At 50.4% G+C, this 14,711-nt stretch carries 28 protein-coding genes and 1 pseudogene; 22 read left to right on the top strand and 7 right to left on the bottom strand.

Features of this window, described 5'->3' with window-relative positions; genetic code table 11:
* Position 1: 1 nt before the first annotated feature.
* From ACOTYB_RS03790 to ACOTYB_RS03775, 4 genes are all read right to left on the bottom strand, one after another.
* Entirely contained in the window at positions 2-535 is a 534-nt protein-coding gene (locus tag ACOTYB_RS03790) for an ead/Ea22-like family protein (protein ID WP_137041913.1), read from the bottom strand.
* A gap of 109 nt (positions 536-644) precedes the next feature.
* Positions 645-1,190 (bottom strand): hypothetical protein, encoded by a 546-nt coding sequence (locus tag ACOTYB_RS03785; protein WP_375293765.1) that lies wholly within the window; start codon positions 1,188-1,190, stop codon positions 645-647.
* Complete coding sequence (locus ACOTYB_RS03780) at positions 1,177-2,211, bottom strand: hypothetical protein (protein ID WP_063963787.1); 1,035 nt, start codon at positions 2,209-2,211, stop codon at positions 1,177-1,179. The genes ACOTYB_RS03785 and ACOTYB_RS03780 overlap by 14 nt, the downstream gene beginning before the upstream one ends.
* Positions 2,211-2,570: a hypothetical protein gene (locus tag ACOTYB_RS03775; RefSeq protein WP_333032234.1), complete on the bottom strand. Its 360-nt coding sequence runs from the start codon at positions 2,568-2,570 to the stop codon at positions 2,211-2,213. Before ACOTYB_RS03775 ends, ACOTYB_RS03780 begins: the two co-directional genes overlap by 1 nt.
* A 384-nt stretch (positions 2,571-2,954) precedes the next feature.
* Here ACOTYB_RS03775 and ACOTYB_RS03770 point away from each other — a divergent pair, with 384 nt between their 5' ends.
* Positions 2,955-3,191, top strand: coding sequence for a hypothetical protein (locus tag ACOTYB_RS03770; protein WP_135733748.1), 237 nt, complete (start codon positions 2,955-2,957; stop codon positions 3,189-3,191).
* Here ACOTYB_RS03770 and ACOTYB_RS03765 read toward each other — a convergent pair.
* Positions 3,181-3,408, bottom strand: coding sequence for a ClpX C4-type zinc finger protein (locus ACOTYB_RS03765; protein ID WP_062932511.1), 228 nt, complete (start codon positions 3,406-3,408; stop codon positions 3,181-3,183). The two genes, ACOTYB_RS03770 and ACOTYB_RS03765, sit on opposite strands and share 11 nt — an antisense overlap.
* Positions 3,409-3,560: 152 nt before the next feature.
* The gene (locus ACOTYB_RS03760; RefSeq protein ID WP_045357684.1) at positions 3,561-4,193 is read right to left on the bottom strand and encodes a LexA family protein; all 633 of its coding nucleotides are present in this window, start codon (positions 4,191-4,193) and stop codon (positions 3,561-3,563) included.
* A 100-nt stretch (positions 4,194-4,293) separates the two neighbouring features.
* On the opposite strand from ACOTYB_RS03760, the gene ACOTYB_RS03755 reads away from it, so the two are divergent.
* From ACOTYB_RS03755 to ACOTYB_RS03660, 20 genes and pseudogenes are all read left to right on the top strand, one after another.
* On the top strand, positions 4,294-4,497 hold the full coding sequence (locus ACOTYB_RS03755) for a Cro/CI family transcriptional regulator (protein ID WP_045357683.1): 204 nt from the start codon (positions 4,294-4,296) through the stop codon (positions 4,495-4,497).
* Positions 4,498-4,519: 22 nt separating this feature from the next.
* Entirely contained in the window at positions 4,520-5,074 is a 555-nt protein-coding gene (locus ACOTYB_RS03750; protein WP_333032229.1) for a YmfL family putative regulatory protein, read from the top strand.
* Between the two features lie 163 nt (positions 5,075-5,237).
* A complete protein-coding gene (locus ACOTYB_RS03745) occupies positions 5,238-5,423 on the top strand; it encodes a DUF4222 domain-containing protein (RefSeq protein ID WP_032673528.1) in 186 nt (61 codons plus the stop codon).
* The gene (locus ACOTYB_RS03740; protein ID WP_333032227.1) at positions 5,407-6,360 is read left to right on the top strand and encodes a conserved phage C-terminal domain-containing protein; all 954 of its coding nucleotides are present in this window, start codon (positions 5,407-5,409) and stop codon (positions 6,358-6,360) included. Before ACOTYB_RS03745 ends, ACOTYB_RS03740 begins: the two co-directional genes overlap by 17 nt.
* A complete protein-coding gene (locus ACOTYB_RS03735) occupies positions 6,357-6,851 on the top strand; it encodes a hypothetical protein (RefSeq protein WP_333032225.1) in 495 nt (164 codons plus the stop codon). The genes ACOTYB_RS03740 and ACOTYB_RS03735 overlap by 4 nt, the downstream gene beginning before the upstream one ends.
* A pseudogene (locus ACOTYB_RS03730) lies at positions 6,851-7,509 on the top strand (MT-A70 family methyltransferase). The gene ACOTYB_RS03735 and the pseudogene ACOTYB_RS03730 overlap by 1 nt, the downstream one beginning before the upstream one ends.
* Positions 7,506-7,733, top strand: coding sequence for a hypothetical protein (locus ACOTYB_RS03725; RefSeq protein ID WP_022650831.1), 228 nt, complete (start codon positions 7,506-7,508; stop codon positions 7,731-7,733). The pseudogene ACOTYB_RS03730 and the gene ACOTYB_RS03725 overlap by 4 nt, the downstream one beginning before the upstream one ends.
* Positions 7,730-8,050 carry a LexA family transcriptional regulator gene (locus ACOTYB_RS03720; RefSeq protein ID WP_045325141.1) on the top strand — a complete coding sequence of 107 codons (321 nt, stop codon included), beginning with the start codon at positions 7,730-7,732 and terminating at the stop codon, positions 8,048-8,050. The genes ACOTYB_RS03725 and ACOTYB_RS03720 overlap by 4 nt, the downstream gene beginning before the upstream one ends.
* Positions 8,047-8,436, top strand: coding sequence for a RusA family crossover junction endodeoxyribonuclease (locus ACOTYB_RS03715; protein WP_045326198.1), 390 nt, complete (start codon positions 8,047-8,049; stop codon positions 8,434-8,436). The genes ACOTYB_RS03720 and ACOTYB_RS03715 overlap by 4 nt, the downstream gene beginning before the upstream one ends.
* Positions 8,437-8,460: 24 nt before the next feature.
* The gene (locus tag ACOTYB_RS03710; RefSeq protein WP_421765759.1) at positions 8,461-9,177 is read left to right on the top strand and encodes a phage antirepressor KilAC domain-containing protein; all 717 of its coding nucleotides are present in this window, start codon (positions 8,461-8,463) and stop codon (positions 9,175-9,177) included.
* Positions 9,174-10,163, top strand: a complete 990-nt coding sequence (locus ACOTYB_RS03705) for a DUF968 domain-containing protein (protein ID WP_333032219.1) — start codon at positions 9,174-9,176, stop codon at positions 10,161-10,163. The genes ACOTYB_RS03710 and ACOTYB_RS03705 overlap by 4 nt, the downstream gene beginning before the upstream one ends.
* Positions 10,164-10,175: 12 nt before the next feature.
* Positions 10,176-10,754 carry a DUF1133 family protein gene (locus tag ACOTYB_RS03700; RefSeq protein WP_328736194.1) on the top strand — a complete coding sequence of 193 codons (579 nt, stop codon included), beginning with the start codon at positions 10,176-10,178 and terminating at the stop codon, positions 10,752-10,754.
* A 108-nt stretch (positions 10,755-10,862) separates the two neighbouring features.
* A complete protein-coding gene (locus tag ACOTYB_RS03695; RefSeq protein WP_328736192.1) occupies positions 10,863-11,435 on the top strand; it encodes a hypothetical protein in 573 nt (190 codons plus the stop codon).
* An 89-nt stretch (positions 11,436-11,524) separates the two neighbouring features.
* Positions 11,525-11,920 (top strand): phage holin family protein, encoded by a 396-nt coding sequence (locus ACOTYB_RS03690; RefSeq protein ID WP_022648767.1) that lies wholly within the window; start codon positions 11,525-11,527, stop codon positions 11,918-11,920.
* Complete coding sequence (locus ACOTYB_RS03685) at positions 11,907-12,188, top strand: phage holin family protein (RefSeq protein WP_022648766.1); 282 nt, start codon at positions 11,907-11,909, stop codon at positions 12,186-12,188. The genes ACOTYB_RS03690 and ACOTYB_RS03685 overlap by 14 nt, the downstream gene beginning before the upstream one ends.
* Positions 12,188-12,817: a glycoside hydrolase family 19 protein gene (locus tag ACOTYB_RS03680; protein ID WP_333032216.1), complete on the top strand. Its 630-nt coding sequence runs from the start codon at positions 12,188-12,190 to the stop codon at positions 12,815-12,817. Before ACOTYB_RS03685 ends, ACOTYB_RS03680 begins: the two co-directional genes overlap by 1 nt.
* Positions 12,818-12,824: 7 nt before the next feature.
* Positions 12,825-13,094 (top strand): hypothetical protein, encoded by a 270-nt coding sequence (locus ACOTYB_RS03675; protein WP_252457051.1) that lies wholly within the window; start codon positions 12,825-12,827, stop codon positions 13,092-13,094.
* A 4-nt stretch (positions 13,095-13,098) separates the two neighbouring features.
* Positions 13,099-13,245 (top strand): hypothetical protein, encoded by a 147-nt coding sequence (locus tag ACOTYB_RS03670; protein ID WP_230031897.1) that lies wholly within the window; start codon positions 13,099-13,101, stop codon positions 13,243-13,245.
* A 29-nt stretch (positions 13,246-13,274) separates the two neighbouring features.
* Positions 13,275-13,499, top strand: coding sequence for a hypothetical protein (locus tag ACOTYB_RS03665; protein WP_333032211.1), 225 nt, complete (start codon positions 13,275-13,277; stop codon positions 13,497-13,499).
* 94 nt (positions 13,500-13,593) lie between these two features.
* The gene (locus ACOTYB_RS03660) at positions 13,594-13,755 is read left to right on the top strand and encodes a hypothetical protein (protein ID WP_023303625.1); all 162 of its coding nucleotides are present in this window, start codon (positions 13,594-13,596) and stop codon (positions 13,753-13,755) included.
* Here ACOTYB_RS03660 and ACOTYB_RS03655 read toward each other — a convergent pair.
* A complete protein-coding gene (locus ACOTYB_RS03655) occupies positions 13,738-14,202 on the bottom strand; it encodes an aspartyl protease family protein (protein WP_058685152.1) in 465 nt (154 codons plus the stop codon). The two genes, ACOTYB_RS03660 and ACOTYB_RS03655, sit on opposite strands and share 18 nt — an antisense overlap.
* A gap of 262 nt (positions 14,203-14,464) precedes the next feature.
* On the opposite strand from ACOTYB_RS03655, the gene ACOTYB_RS03650 reads away from it, so the two are divergent.
* Positions 14,465-14,711: hypothetical protein (locus ACOTYB_RS03650; protein ID WP_421765750.1), on the top strand; the 247-nt coding region annotated here is incomplete at its 3' end.

Raw genomic sequence — 14,711 nt, 5'->3', positions numbered from 1 at the left:
CTCACTCTCCTTTACCGGCTGCGGCAGCGCGTTCAGCTTCGCTTTGTTCCCAGAACCACCGATGAAGAGTCATGAGTTCTTCGTCAAGCGGGCCATATTTGCGGTCGAAGTATGCCTGGGCATCTTTCTCCGCCTCGTCCGGCAGTTCGCCGGGACCAAACAGCGTGTTATAAATCCATGCCAGTCCTTTTCTGGCGTCGCCAGTTCCCTGCCATTCGACGATTGCGGCCTGCATTACCAGAATGTTTTTGCCAATTAACAGGTCCAGTTCTTTGTGGCGGTTTTTGATGTAAGCATTGTCGCTTTCCAGCTCAGCAATCCGCTCCTCATACCGAGCGCCAACGGAAACTGCTTTATGGAAGGCTTCGCACCATTTGGACGATTGCGCCTGCATCTTCTCCAGCTCATCCAGCAGCGCCAGCACGGTTTCTGGAGTTGAGCAGCGCAGATAGTGGAACCATTCATCCTGGGTATGGTTATCTGTGCTGGCCTTTTCCGCAGCTTCTCGTAATGCGCGTTTGTCGATGTTGCTCATTGGGCGGCCTCCTCGCAGACGTGTATTTCTGGCTCATCAGCCTTGTAGTAACCGCCGCAGATTGTGCATGGCACCACCTGGACTTCGTCGTAATGAGAGGTTCCTGTAATCATGACTGCACTCCTTTGCGAAGCTGTGCGGCGATGTCTTCGAGTACGCCATCAGCGAACGAGCGATCGAAATCGCCTTCGGGAGCATCAGCCATAAACTCTGTGGAGGTAAGGATCATCCTCGCAATGTCAGCTGCGTTCTTCGCCGTGTCATCAATAAACCCAGCCTCCCATGCAGCCAACATTCGGTTGGCAACAAAGTGAGCGCCTTCCTTGTGGGCTTGCGCCCGCATTTCAGCCAGGAAAGCGTCGGTCGCTGGGGTTTTAACGTCGACCAGCATTCGGACACTTTCGACATTCTCCGGATCGGTTGATTGCTGCCATCTGATAGTTGCGTCAATCGCAGCTTTAATCCCCGCATTCTCCGCAGCTAGCGCCGCAGCTTCATTACGAACCTTACGCAGTTCCAGAACAGCTACCTGCACTGCATAAGCGAACATAGCAGCAGGGCGGTCACTCACTTTTTCACTATCTCGTTGCATGTTGACAGCAATAGTCATCAGTTCATCCAGCTGTTCGCCGGTCATTGGTTTATTGGCTGTCATGATTTTGCTCCTGCTGCAATTTGTGTTGCTTGACGAAGTGGGCCACAGCCTTTGACTGGCTGGCGACAATGGTTTTGTCATCTATGTCCAGCCAAACGGTTTTACCGCGATACAGTGAGGCCCGACCAATTTCCTTACCATCGAGCATCACATACAGAGATCGTCCGCGAATTTCTGTTGTCGGTACTGGTTGTGACAAGCGATAGAGTTCACGTGCTTCAGCAATGGCTTTATGTTCGTCCATAATCGACAGCGCCTCGGCCAGTGCAGTCCCTTCAAGAGTGAAGACACCTTCATCACTGATGGTGGCCTGAGCCATCAGCTCAACGAAACGGCGTGCGTTCTTTACACTCAGTTCCGGCGCGATAGAGCTACGGGTTACTTTCGATTTACCCTGGGCAGCCGCTACAGCTTTATCATGTTGGAGTACTTTCCCGGCCTGTTCGCCATACTCCATAACACGATCAACCGCGACATCGACTGACACAGCACCGGATTTAACCTCCTGCTGAACGTCATGGTTCGCCGTACTGAGGAGCAGCAGCTTCTCGACGGTGGCCACAGACTTATTCACCAGCTTTGCTATCTCGCTGGTGGTCTGGTTAAAGGCGTTATGTAGCTCCTGAATAACAGCTGCCTGTTCCATATCGGATAGCGGGAGCTGGTTGTTACTGGTCATGATGCGCGCCAGGCGCTGAACATCGTTACCGTTGAACGGCATGATGTGGATACGGTCTACTGGCTTACCTGCTTCTGCACAGCGCGCATAGCAGCGACGCCGACGGTGGCCTTCAACAACCCACACTCCACCTTCATCGCGGGCGATAACTTCCAGTGGAGGAACAGAACCACCGTTCATCAGATAGTTGAAGAGGTCATCATCTGCCTGGCGGGTACGTTCATCATCTTCGCGTTTGTTGAAACCTTCCCGCACATGGATTTGGTCGAGGCTGATGAACATCCCGGTATCGGTGCGCTTGATGGTCCCGTCACGGGTCATTTGCTTGAATGAGTTAGCCATCAGAGAGCCACCTCGTTATTTAGGGAAATGACGACGGTAGGCAACTCACGTAGTTCTCGCTGGGCTTCCAGTAAATGCATATTGGTTCTGGTCTTTGTGTGGCGTTCAACAATGCGGTCACACTCTTTGGCCCAGCTTGCGACATCTTCACGCAGAGTAGCGTTCCGAGCAGCCAGTTCCTTACGCTGCGCCATCGCTTCACAAAGCGCGACGCTGGTATAGTCCAGGCGGTTAGCCAGTTCTTTCATAATGCCGCGATAAGCTGGCGGAAGGAGAGGGGCGGCCTTACGCGCAGCGTCGATCAGCTGCTCCCGGGTCATGCGTGGTTGTAACTCGGTGACGTTCTGTGTGTTCGCCATGGATAGTTTCTCCGTGTTATACGCGCTCTGCACAGCGCTGAATTTTGGTTGCACGAATCCCTCGCCGACAGGCGACAAAAAATAAAGGGGGTTCGTTTTAATAAGCACCCAACCAGGGCGCTTAGTGAAACGGGCGGCTGCCACCGCCAGTTAGCTTCTCCACAATTGAGAGCGCGTTCTCCTGAGTTGATTTAACGACTACGGCCTCTCAAGTTGAACGCTGAACGTGCTTTCAGTTGTGTAAAAGGGGCGGTCGACATTAAGGACATTCAAAACTGCCGACCGCCAAGACTACACACAGCAATCAAAACTTTGCCTGTCTTTTCACCACATCAGGCTCAGTGGTATTCTTGGAGTTCTCACACAACCAAGAAGGAAATTAAAATGAGTCAAACTCCAATTGATATGGTAACTCTCGCCCGAAGGATTGAGGCGCTTGAGAACGCATTTACTGTTACTCTTCACTCAATTTCAACAGCATTACCATCAGTTAAATCAGATGTAATAGAGAACCTTAATCGGCACGCTCAGTCTTATGAGGGCAAAGATTCTTACATTGTTTCTACAAGTCGTTCGCTTGTTGAGCGAATCGAGGGCTTTAACCCCACCATTAAAGGCTGATTTTTGTTATCTCGCCGCCCTGGATGTGGGCGGCTTCAATCATCGAGCGCTCTTCAAGTGCCGAAATAGAAGCCAAATTTGCAAACACCGTAACGCACTGAACAACGCAGTCAGAGCAAATGGCCGCCTCGTCTTTTCCACCTTTAGCAATAATCCGTTTTGCCTGCTGTTCTGTAACTCCGCAGAAAGAGCACTTGTAGATACTGTTAACGCTCATTTATTTTCACCGCCACAATGTTCGCTGCTGATGGATGTAATATTAGACATCTTACATTTGCAGTCAAGTCAATTTTGTAAGTTTGCTTACTATTGTTTTTTGAGAATGAAAAAGCCCGCACGAGCGGCGGGCTTGTAGGAATCGGGCTTGGTCTAAAGGTCAATAATTATTTGCTTAACTATCCCAATAAGCTTGGTTTCCTGATTCACCTCAATGGGCTTGAATGCCGGATTTAGTGGAATCAGGTAAGAAAAAGGGGGATCTATCGCTAGTTTTTTTAAGGTCGCCTCACCGCCAGATACCGTTTGAGCCACGACAATTTTACCGTTTGCTTCATCCACGAAGCCGAACTCGGGCTCAACAATGACAATAGAACCTTCAGGAATGCTCAACTCCCTACTGGAAGTCATTGAATCCCCCTTAACCCTCAATGCAAAGGCTGAATCAGAAAGCTTGCGAGTAGTTTTTACTTGCTCATTGCTTGGGTTGCCAATTACTTCAGTCCAATTCCCAGCTTGCACCCATGATATCAGTGGTACCTCTCTGGCAGACATTAAGTTGATGTTAATGCCATTTTCGATATCGCCTGAACCAAAAACCAACCACTCCGGCGAACACTGAAGGCACTTACACACCAGTATCAAGTTCTCACCAGAAAGTTTAGTTAAATCACTTTCCCATTGGGTCACAGCAGACGCGCTTACTCCAGCCCACTCAGCGACATCGCGCTGGGTAAGTTTTTTCTGCTTTCTTCTGAATCTCAGCCTGCTGCCAACGGTATCCATAAAATCTCCTCGGAATGCACGTTAGCAATCTTACATTTTATTGACGTAAGTATGCTGTCCATATACGATGTAAGAATGCTAACTATTGAGGATTCAAACCATGCATAAAGGGACAGTCGTCGATTACTACGGCGGCATTTCTAAAACCGCAGTTGCCCTAGGGGTAACTCACAGTGCCGTTTGTCAATGGGGAGAGGTAATCCCAGAAAAACAGGCTCTTTACATCGAAAGAATTACAAAAGGTAAGTTGAAATACGACGCCTCTCTCTACAGCAAATTTAACAATTCTCAACGCAAGCAGTAACCACAGAAAAGAGGATATGGCCGTGGGTAAAGAACCTGAATGGAAAGTTGAAAAGCAGCCCGCCTGGCTGGTGGCCGCAATCAGGAAGACGATTGCCGCGTTACCAGGCGGGTACGCTGAAGCGGCGGAGATTCTGGACGAAACCCAGAACTCACTCTTTAACCGCCTTCGTGCTGGTGGTGACCAGATCTTCCCAATGGGCTGGGCAATGGTGCTGCAAAGCGCTGCTGGAGTAAGTTACATCGCTGACGCGTTCTCTCGTGAAACTGATAACGGAATTCACGTTCCCGGCGCCGTGCCTGATGATGAAAACGAAGAGATTGGCCTGAAACTGGCCGAGCTGGTGGGGAGGCTAGGTGAGCTGGTCAATGCTTACCGTCATTACATTGAAGATGGCGTAGTTGACCGGAGCGAGTGGAAAAGTCTTAACGATATCGCATATCAGTTCAGGGTCACTCTCATGACGTTCCTGAACCTTATTTCCCGTGTTTATTGCCTTCCAGAAATGGGTGAGGCCCGCGAGTGTGCAGCTCCGGGCCCCTTGGCGTGTCGTATCAGTGGAGAAACTAACGCATGAACAGTTTAACGGTAAACAACCGTCTCCCACAACTCCGTGGTATTCCCGTTGTTGGAACCTCGTCGTTTCGGTATGAGCGCATGGTATCAGGCCGCTGGGTTCCATGTAACCACAGCAGGGCTATGGCGATTGTGGGTGTCTGGCGTCGGAAGGGGAGAGCGCTGTGCGAGAACTTAACCGGCGTTTCAGAGATCACTATGGCGTCCCGGTGCGCGTCATCAGGTGGGAGCCCGAGACTCGACGCGTTATATACCTTCGCGAAGGGTACGATCATGAGTGCTTCAGCCCTCTTGAGCAATTCCAGCGTAAATTTACAGAGTTAAAGGACGACCATGAGCAGAATCTTTGACATCGTCCAGTCAATGTCAGGCCAGAAGAACGTCATTGTTCTTCCCAGGCCGTACCTGCTGTTCTTTAAAGAAGACCAGCAGGCTCATGCGCTGGCGGCAGTTCTTAACAATCTCGTTTTCTGGTCAGCTTTTGGGGGAGAAGACGGCTGGTTCTATAAAACTCACAAGGAGCTTGGAGCTGAGGCGGGCGAATTAACTGAAGACCAGACAGAGCGGCTGGTTAAAAAGCTGGTAAACAAGTATCTGCCTGGCGTGATCGAGACCTGTTCTCGAAAGGTCAATGGCACGCCAACCAAGCATTATCGCATCGACGGCGATGCTCTAATCTCATTAATCTTTCCAGAAAATAACGATTCCGCAAAAGTACGTAATGGAAAACGTGAAGATGCGGAATCCAAACCGCGAAGCTGCGTTTCTCAATCCGCGAATAACAGCAATCTTGGGAGCCGCGAAAGTACGGAATCCTATCTCTATACAGACTTTAATACAGAGTTAAACAAGCAGACTAATAAACCTATTTGTCCGGTTGCGCCGCAACCAGACCGTGATGTGTTGATCACCGATCAGGCTAAACAGGTTTTAACCCATCTGAACCAGGTGACCAGTTCGCGTTATCAGGTTTCAACAACCTCGCTGCAAAACATTCGCGCCCGCATCGGGGAGGGCTTCACCGTTGAAGAGCTGTCGCTGGTGGTGGACTACTGCAACGCCAAGTGGAGCGACGATTTAACAATGGCGGCCTACCTGCGCCCACAAACGCTTTTCCAGCCAACCAAGTTTCCAGGCTACCTAAAATCAGCGAACAGCTGGGCGAATGCCGGAAGGCCAGCGCGTGTTAACGGGAAGTGGGAGCGTGAGGATGGAATCTTCAAATCCAGCTTCAAGAACACCGACTACAGCAAAGTCCCGGCGGGCTTCAGAGGAGCGAACTCATGAGTCTTCTGAAAGATATTCAAATTTTCATCGCCGCTAATCCTGGCTTAACGAACAAAGAGATTGCGGCATCAATGCCTCAATACCGCCTTCATGCTGTTCAGCGCGGTGTATGCCATCTGGTCAAACTGAATCGCGCAACCCGCCAGCATAACGGTAAGTGCTACCAGTATTTTGCCAAAGCACCGGGTGGGGAGATTGGCGAGGGGCGTTCTGCACTGAAAATCAACCGGGCTGATAAACCAGCTGTACCAGAACAGGAAGAAGGTCTGAATCCGGCTGTGACCACAATGATGGATAAGGCTCAAGGCCTGTTTGAAAAAGGGCTCTACCAGCGTGCGGCCACAGTACTGATGGATGCCTTCAATCGCTCTAAGAACGAAGAGCAGCGGATGAAGATACTGATTGAGCGTCAGCGTTGCCTGAGCATGGCGCCGAAAGTGAAAGCACCCTCTGATGCATGGTGTCTGGCTGGCCGAGCGAGGAATGTCTGATGAAATACTCACTGATTTACGCTGACCCAGCCTGGCTTATGACAACAAAGCCAGTAACGGTGCAGCAGAAGATCACTACGACACGATGAAACTGATCGACATGAAGCGCTTGCCGGTTTGGGACCTGGCTGCCGATGATGCAGTTCTGGCTATGTGGTTCACCGGTACGCACACCCGAGAGGCTATCGAGCTGGCTGAAGCGTGGGGCTTTAAGGTCCGCACGATGAAGGGCTTAACCTGGGTAAAGTTCAACCCACTGGCAGAGAAGCATATCAACAAAGCACTTCAGGCAGGCCGTGTAGAGGATTTTTATGACTTCCTCGACCTGCTGAACGCACAGACACGCATGAACGGCGGGAACTACACCCGAGCCAATACCGAAGACCTCTTGATCGCCACCAGGGGAAAAGGACTTGAACGCAAATGCGCCAGCATCAAGCAGGTTATTTACAGCCCACTCGGTGAGCACAGCCAGAAGCCAGCAGAGGCGCGTTTCCGTCTGGAGATGCTTTACGGTGATGTTCCACGCATCGAACTATTCAGCCGTTGCGGTGCGCCTGGCTGGGACCACTGGGGAAATCAATCTGAATCACCAGCTGTTGAGCTTATACCGGCAGTTGCCGTTCCCATGAAAAAACTACAGGAGCGCGCCGCATGAAAAAGCTATCTACCGAGCATGAGAACGCTGTGCGTGATGTAGCCCGTCAATGCAACGATGCCATCAAAAAAGCCCTAAAGCAGAAGCCAAAGCCAAGCTGGAATGTCGTAGTGCCTCCGATCCTGAAGGAGTACCACGAGAAGGTTAAACCGATGGGTGTAAGCCTGGTGATGTTCAACAGCGTAATCGGACGCCTGAACGGGCGTTATGGAGTCGAGTCATGATCGAATTAACGCCGCGTCAGAATGAAGTGTTCGAAGCTATCAAGGTTCATATCGAAAAGGCTGGCTTCCCACCTACGATGCTGGAGCTTGCCGGATTAATTGGCTGCGCATCACCGAACGCTGCTGTAGCGCACGTGAAGTCACTTAAGAAAAAGGGTTACATCACTGTTGCTCCTGGCGCAGCCAGGGGCATTACCGTCGTCAAAACGGAATGGGATGCAGATCCAGTGACGATCATCAAAGACCTGCTATCCGGTGGAGATAAGGCCAGAGATAACGCTGTTGAATGGCTGAAAAAACAGGGAGTGACGTTATGAAACTGGTGCTCCCGTTCCCACCGAGCGTAAACACATACTGGCGAGCCCCGAATAAGGGGCCATTAAAGGGTCGCCATTTGATCAGCGCCAAAGGCAGGGCATATCAAAGCGCGGCCTGTGTCGCCATTGTCGAGCAGCTTCGCTTCCTTCCAAAGCCATCAACAGCCCCGGCAGCCGTCGAAATTATATTGTACCCACCAGACGAACGCCGCCGCGACATCGACAACTACAACAAGGCTCTGTTTGATGCGCTTACGCATGCTGGCATTTGGGAGGATGACAGCCAGGTGCAGAGAATGCTGGTGGAGTGGGGGCCGAAGGTACCGGGTGGACGTGTAGAAATATCGATCAAGAAACATGAACCTCTGGCGGGTGCAGCCGCCTGATAAGTGGAGAAGAGCATGAATCAGATGAACATCACCGTAACGTGTCCTACGCACCATGCCGCCGCGATAGGTCAGCAGATAACGATGTCCAGTCGTGAAATTGCGAAGCTGGTCGATTCCCGTCACAGCAATGTCTGCGTAACCATCGAGCGACTGATGAAATCCGGCGTGATTGGGGGGTATGCTGCAATGCAGTACACCCATCCTCAGAACCAGCAGGTTTACCACTACTACGAAGTTAACAAGAGAGATAGCTATGTGATCGTCGCGCAGCTGTGCCCGGAGTTTACCGCCCGTCTGGTTGATCGCTGGCAGGAACTGGAGAGCGGGGCCGGGATGATTGTTCCCCAAACACTCCCTGAAGCACTCCGGCTCGCCGCTGATCTTGCTGAACAGAAGCAACGTCTGAGTGAAGAGCTGGCAATTGCCGCACCAAAGGCTGAATTTGTTGATCGCTACGTCAAAGCCACCGGGTCAATGACATTCCGGCAGGTTGCCAAGCTCCTTAACGCCAAAGAACCCGAGTTCGCGATGTTCCTCATTGAGAACGGCATCATGTACCGCCTGAACCGCGTGCTTACTCCGAAGAGTAAACACATCGAAGCAGGCCGATTTGAAGTTAAGACCGGGACCACCAACCAGACCAACTATGCGTTCAATCAGTCTCGTTTCACGGCGAAAGGGGTGCGCTGGATAGGTGGACTTTGGGCAGAGTATGTCGCTAAGGGGCAAATTGCGTGAGAGCCATACTAACGCCTGAAATTGCGCCGATGTCCGGGGTGGTTCTGTTCCGCCCTGGTAACGAACTGCTCTGGCTATTCCGTCAGGGAAGGGTAGTTATTGAGTCACCATCCGAAGCCATCCAGCATCTGCCATCTGGATTAATCCCTGAAGCCCACCAGCCCCTGACTGACGATGCCAACATGCAGGCTATTTTCGTTAACGAGAGGGTCATTCAGCGAGCCGGTGGATTGAGTAGCCTTGATGCCTGGCTGGAGAGAAAATTTGAATGTCAGTGGCCTCATACTGACTGGCATGCCAGTGATTTTACGGTTATGCGCCACGCTCCGGGGAGCATTCGTGTTTGCTGGTCATGTGATAACCATTTACGTGAGCAAACCACTGAAAGACTGGCAGGAATTGCCATGCAGAACCTGGTAAAATGGCTGCTGGAAAGGGTAAATATTGATTTAGGTTTCAGCCCTGACCACACTCTTTCACTTCCTGAGTTCTGCTGGTGGATGGTACGTAATGATCTGGCTGACCTTGTTCCTGAATCGGTGGCGAGTAAAGCACTCAGAATCAAGCCAGAACAGCACAGTTCAGTGATGAGGGAAAGCGACATTGTCCCATCATTACCGGCTACGCAAATCTTTCAGGAGAAGGCAAAAAAGATAGTGGCTGTGAGGGTCGATCCTGAAACGCCGGAATCTTTCATGCTGAGGCCAAAGCGACGACGCTGGGAAAACGAGAAATACACCCGCTGGGTGAAGTCGCAGCAGTGCAGTTGCTGCAATAACCCGGCAGACGACCCACACCACCTGATAGGCCACGGGCAGGGTGGAATGGGTACCAAAGCGCATGACCTGTTTGTGATACCGCTGTGCAGAGCACATCACGACGAGTTACACGCTGATCCTGTGGCATTTGAAGCGAAATACGGCGACCAGTTAACGCTGCTGTTTCGGTTTTTAGATCGTGCGCTGGCAATCGGCGTACTGGCGTAAGTGGAGACGCAAATGATCAATCCTTCAGAAGTAGGCAAATACGGCGAGTTGGTTCGCCTTCGCACTCTCGAAAGTATCTGGGTACAGGGAAAGCTCCGCATGTGGGGCCGCTGGTCTTATATCAGTGGTGGCTCGGGCGGAAACATGTTCAACCAGCTGCTGGCATCCGGGAAAATAACCAAATCCGCCATCAACGATGCGCTGCGCCGCATGAAGAAATCCGGCATCACCAAACCCGAGCTGGAAGCGTACCTGCAAGAAATTCTCGACAGTAAAAACAAAACTGGCCTGGCGTTCTGCTCGGACGAAGAGGGGCTTAAGATTGACGGCGTTATTGCGGCAGTGCTGATGAACGAAGAATACCGTGGGCTGTATAGTGTGATTGTTGATCGTCATCGTCTGCGTAAAAGCAAACTCCAGATGGCTAAAGAGCTTAATTCAAAACACCCTGACTGGACCCTCATCACTTGCCGTCGTCGCATTGATACATGGGTCAGTCTTGCAGAATCGATCCTTTACGCACCACTTTGTGACGCGTTCGGCACAAATAGCGACAGATTTAAGTTGCAGAGTGAGCAAGAAAGTGCTTAAATTGTGGTAGGCTCGGGACGTTAAAGCGAACTGAGCAGCAAGCTTAAAACCCGCAAGCAATGCGGGTTTTTTGTTATCATGACCTTTTTAATCCATTAAGGTCTCATCATGTGGTTAGGCATACCATTCCTGTACGTTCAAGAGCGTTTAGCAGATACAATTAGTATTGATAAAATTGCTACAGTTTCAGTAGATTCTTCATTCTCATGGGAAACCATAATTGCCGCCTTTATTAGCGGCTTGGTTCCGGCAATGATTTCTTTATATGTTATCCGGCAAAATAATGAATCGGTTAGATATCAACAAAGCCGTGAAGACAAAAGGAACTATGCAGCTCATGTTAGGCTTAACGTCAGTGAATATGCATATCATCTCACGAAAGTAAAAGAGCTACATTCTGAATGGGTGAATGAAGGGATTAAAGGTGTTAGCTATAAACGCTCTGAAATTGAAAAAAATATGTCGGTTGCTTTACTAGAACTTGAGAAATATAAAGTAAGTTTGCTGATATCAATACTTGAAGATGAAAAAGGATTGTCCTTTAAGAAATCAATAAATGACATCCAAGGTTATTTGTCAGGAATAATAATAAAGAAATATGCAAGTATAAATGACTCAAGCGACTGGGTTGATAAATACTCTCATTTTATATCTGATGCTAATAAATATCTTAATGACTGACCATTCACTCGATTAACACATAAGCCACGTTTTGTGGCTTTTTTTATCCCCTCATTTTGAGAGGACTCACGGCAATAAGAGGGGGCTAAATGTCCGATCCTGTTTCTGGTACTACGGTAGCGGCTGGTGGTCTGATGGGGGCCAGCATGTTCGGCCTGGCAACAGGCATAGATTACGGTGTGGTGTTTGGCGCATTCGCTGGTGCGGTGTTCTATGTCGCTACGGCGGTTAATATCAGCCGCCTTAAGCTGGTGGGCTACTTCATCACTTCCTTCATCTTCGGCGTTATCGGAGCTCCACTGCTTGGATCTTACTTCTCCAAATGGACGGGGTATAGCGACAGGCCACTTGATGCGCTGGGCGCGGTCATCGTAGCCGCTATTGCTATTAAGCTGCTGACGTTCGTCAACAGTCAGGATTTGGGTAGCCTGTTTGGAATTCTCTCGCGTTTACGTGGTGGAGGGGCCAGCAATGGTAACAAGTGATCCGAGTGCAATGGCAAACGCAATTATCTCTGCTGTTATCGTTATTGCACTGATGTTCTACCAGCGTGGCGGGGCGAGACATCGCCCTCTGATATCGCTGATGGCTTATTTCACGGTGCTGGTATACGCCAGTGTCCCTTTCCGTTATTTGTTCGGCCTGTACCATGAATCCCACTGGTTTGTGGTGTTGGTGAACGTCCTGATTTGTGCTGCCGTTCTCTGGGCTCGGGGAAACGTAGCACGTCTGGTTGATGCACTGAGGCACTAATGAACCAATCACAATTTCAGAGGGCGGCTGGTATCAGCGCCGGGTTACCTGCGCGCTGGTTTCCGCATATCGACGCCGCTATGAAGGAATACGGCATAACCACACCGCTTGATCAGGCGATGTTTATTGCCCAGATGGGGCATGAAAGCACCAGATTCACCCGGCTGGTGGAAAACCTGAATTACGCTGCTGAAAACCTGGTACCGACGTTCGGCAGCCACCGCATCACTCCACAGCAGGCCGCCGCACTTGGCAGAACGGCAGAGCACCCGGCTAATCAGAGAGCGATCGCCAATCTGGTATACGGTGGTGAGTGGGGAAAAGAACACCTGGGCAATCAGGTTGCCGGTGATGGATGGAAATATCGCGGTCGCGGCCTGAAGCAAATCACCGGGCTCAGCAATTATCGCAACTGTGGCCACGCGCTGAAGCTGGACCTTGTAACCCAGCCTGAATTGCTTGAACAGGATGAATACGCCGCGCGCTCAGCCGCATGGTTCTATGTCTCTCGCGGTTGCCTGCTTCATTCCGGTGACGTGGAGCGCGTGACACTCCTTATAAATGGCGGCAGAAACGGGTTGGATAAACGCCGCGCGCTGTTCAACCTGGCGAAATCCGTTCTGGTGTGAGGTGAATGTGGGTATCGAAACGATAATAGGGCTGGCCGCACTGGTCATTTCCGCCATTGCCGGCGCTTTTGGTCTGGGTCATATTCGCGGCACCAGCAAAGCGGAAGCGAAAGCCGACCAGCAACGCTCCGAAGATAACGCAGCTGCAACGGTCGCAGCAGCTGAACGCCGGATAGATGCAACGAAAGAGGCCAGCAATGTACAGCAGACTGTTAACCATATGCCTGGCGACGATGTTGATCGCGAGCTGCGGGACAACTGGACCCGTAAGGGTTGAGGTAGTGGACACGGCTTGCGACTGGGTTAAACCCATCTACGGCACAGCGCACGACTGGGATGTGCTGGATCGCCAGACCAAGAAAGACATCCTGGCGCATAACAAAGCGTGGCAGGCTAACTGCCAGAAACAAACCAGCGCCTCGCAATAGCGGGGCTTTTTACTATCCGAGGAAACCCCATGACCGTTCGCGCTAAATTCCGCTGCCACTTTATTCAGAAAGCAGATGGCGATTCACACCGTACAATTCACATGAGCCCCGTGACCGCTGACACAGAAGAAAACAAGTCATGGTCAAAGTACACGCCTGGCGGCCAATTGCAGCTGGTTGTCTGGAACCCGGCTGCATTCGAACAGTTTGAGCAGGGCAAAGAGTACTTCATCGATATTCAACCAGCGCAGTAACCATTACAAAGCTCATCTGCGGGTGGGCTTGATAATGGTAAGTATTGTCTTCGGGCAGGCTTTGTAGATGTTAAGCGATTATTAAGAGGCAATCATGACTTTAGCTGAACGTGTAAAGAGAATTGAGAGCGAATTAAAAGATATTAAATCGCAACTCAATTCTGGTACCGATTCTAGGAAAACAGCAAAAGCAATGCCCTTATCCAGTCTTGCAAAAGAGGGAGGTATCCCTGGGGGGTTAGTTAAAAAATGTTAACTCAAATACTTGATTGGAAAAATCCATCGTAAGGGCGCCCATTTTAATTAGTTGCATTCCGAAAACGACCTGGAATTTTCTCCCGTTACTTACCAATGGCACTGAAGTCAATTCTGTTGAAAAAACTCTTTCGTCCTCAGTGAACGATATTACCGCATGCCGAACTGTAGTTTCTATTGTTGAGGTGGCTCCGCTCACAGTTGTTTTTTCCGCGATTGGGAGTTTTAAATCGTCAGCAAAGTCTGAATCCACATAGCAAAGATCTGCTCCGGTATCTATAAGTGCGTAGGCACCAGCCTTCAATCCATTTGGTTTATAAACGTTTATATCTTTTGAGCTACTTGGCCATACTGTCAATGGAACTACGGGAATTGCATGCTCCGTGGGGGTATCTGATACCGATCCATCAATATGGGAAATAAACTTGATTTTTACTTTGGTGATCATCCTTTTTCCTTCGAAGAGTTATTCAGCCATTCCTCCTCTTTGCGTGAATCAGTGTCCCACCACTGACGGGCTGAATGTTTACCTTAACCAGGGCTAATACAAAGCAACATCCTGATATACAGACAGTAGCCGCCATCGTGCGGCTTTTTATGCGCATCGCACGCGCACATCAAAGAAAGTCTTTCAGCTGTGAGCCTGGGCAAACCGTTAACTTTCGGCGGCTTTGCCGTGCGACAGGCTCACGCCTAAAAGGAAAATTAAAATGTCAGAACCTTCAATCGTCCCTTACGTAAAAACCACTCCCAAACCTTTTGGTGTGGACGTCAAATGGAAATGGCCGGGTGGCTGCTCGGTGCTAGAACTGCAATGCCTTCATGAAGATGGCCGACTTATGAAAGAACGCATCTTCTGGCCAGCTACCGTATGCCTTATTTCCGGGCTCAAAACTGGTGAGCGAGTTCAGGTGCGTCTGCGTCCAATTGCAGAGGATGGCTCAGCACGAGATTGGC

The sequence above is a fragment of the Enterobacter cloacae complex sp. IR5450 genome, from assembly GCF_049238665.1.
Classification (GTDB): Bacteria; Pseudomonadota; Gammaproteobacteria; order Enterobacterales; family Enterobacteriaceae; genus Enterobacter; species Enterobacter hormaechei_C.
Note: the sequence above shows the minus strand (reverse complement) of the source record. Positions and strands in the feature narration are given on the sequence as shown.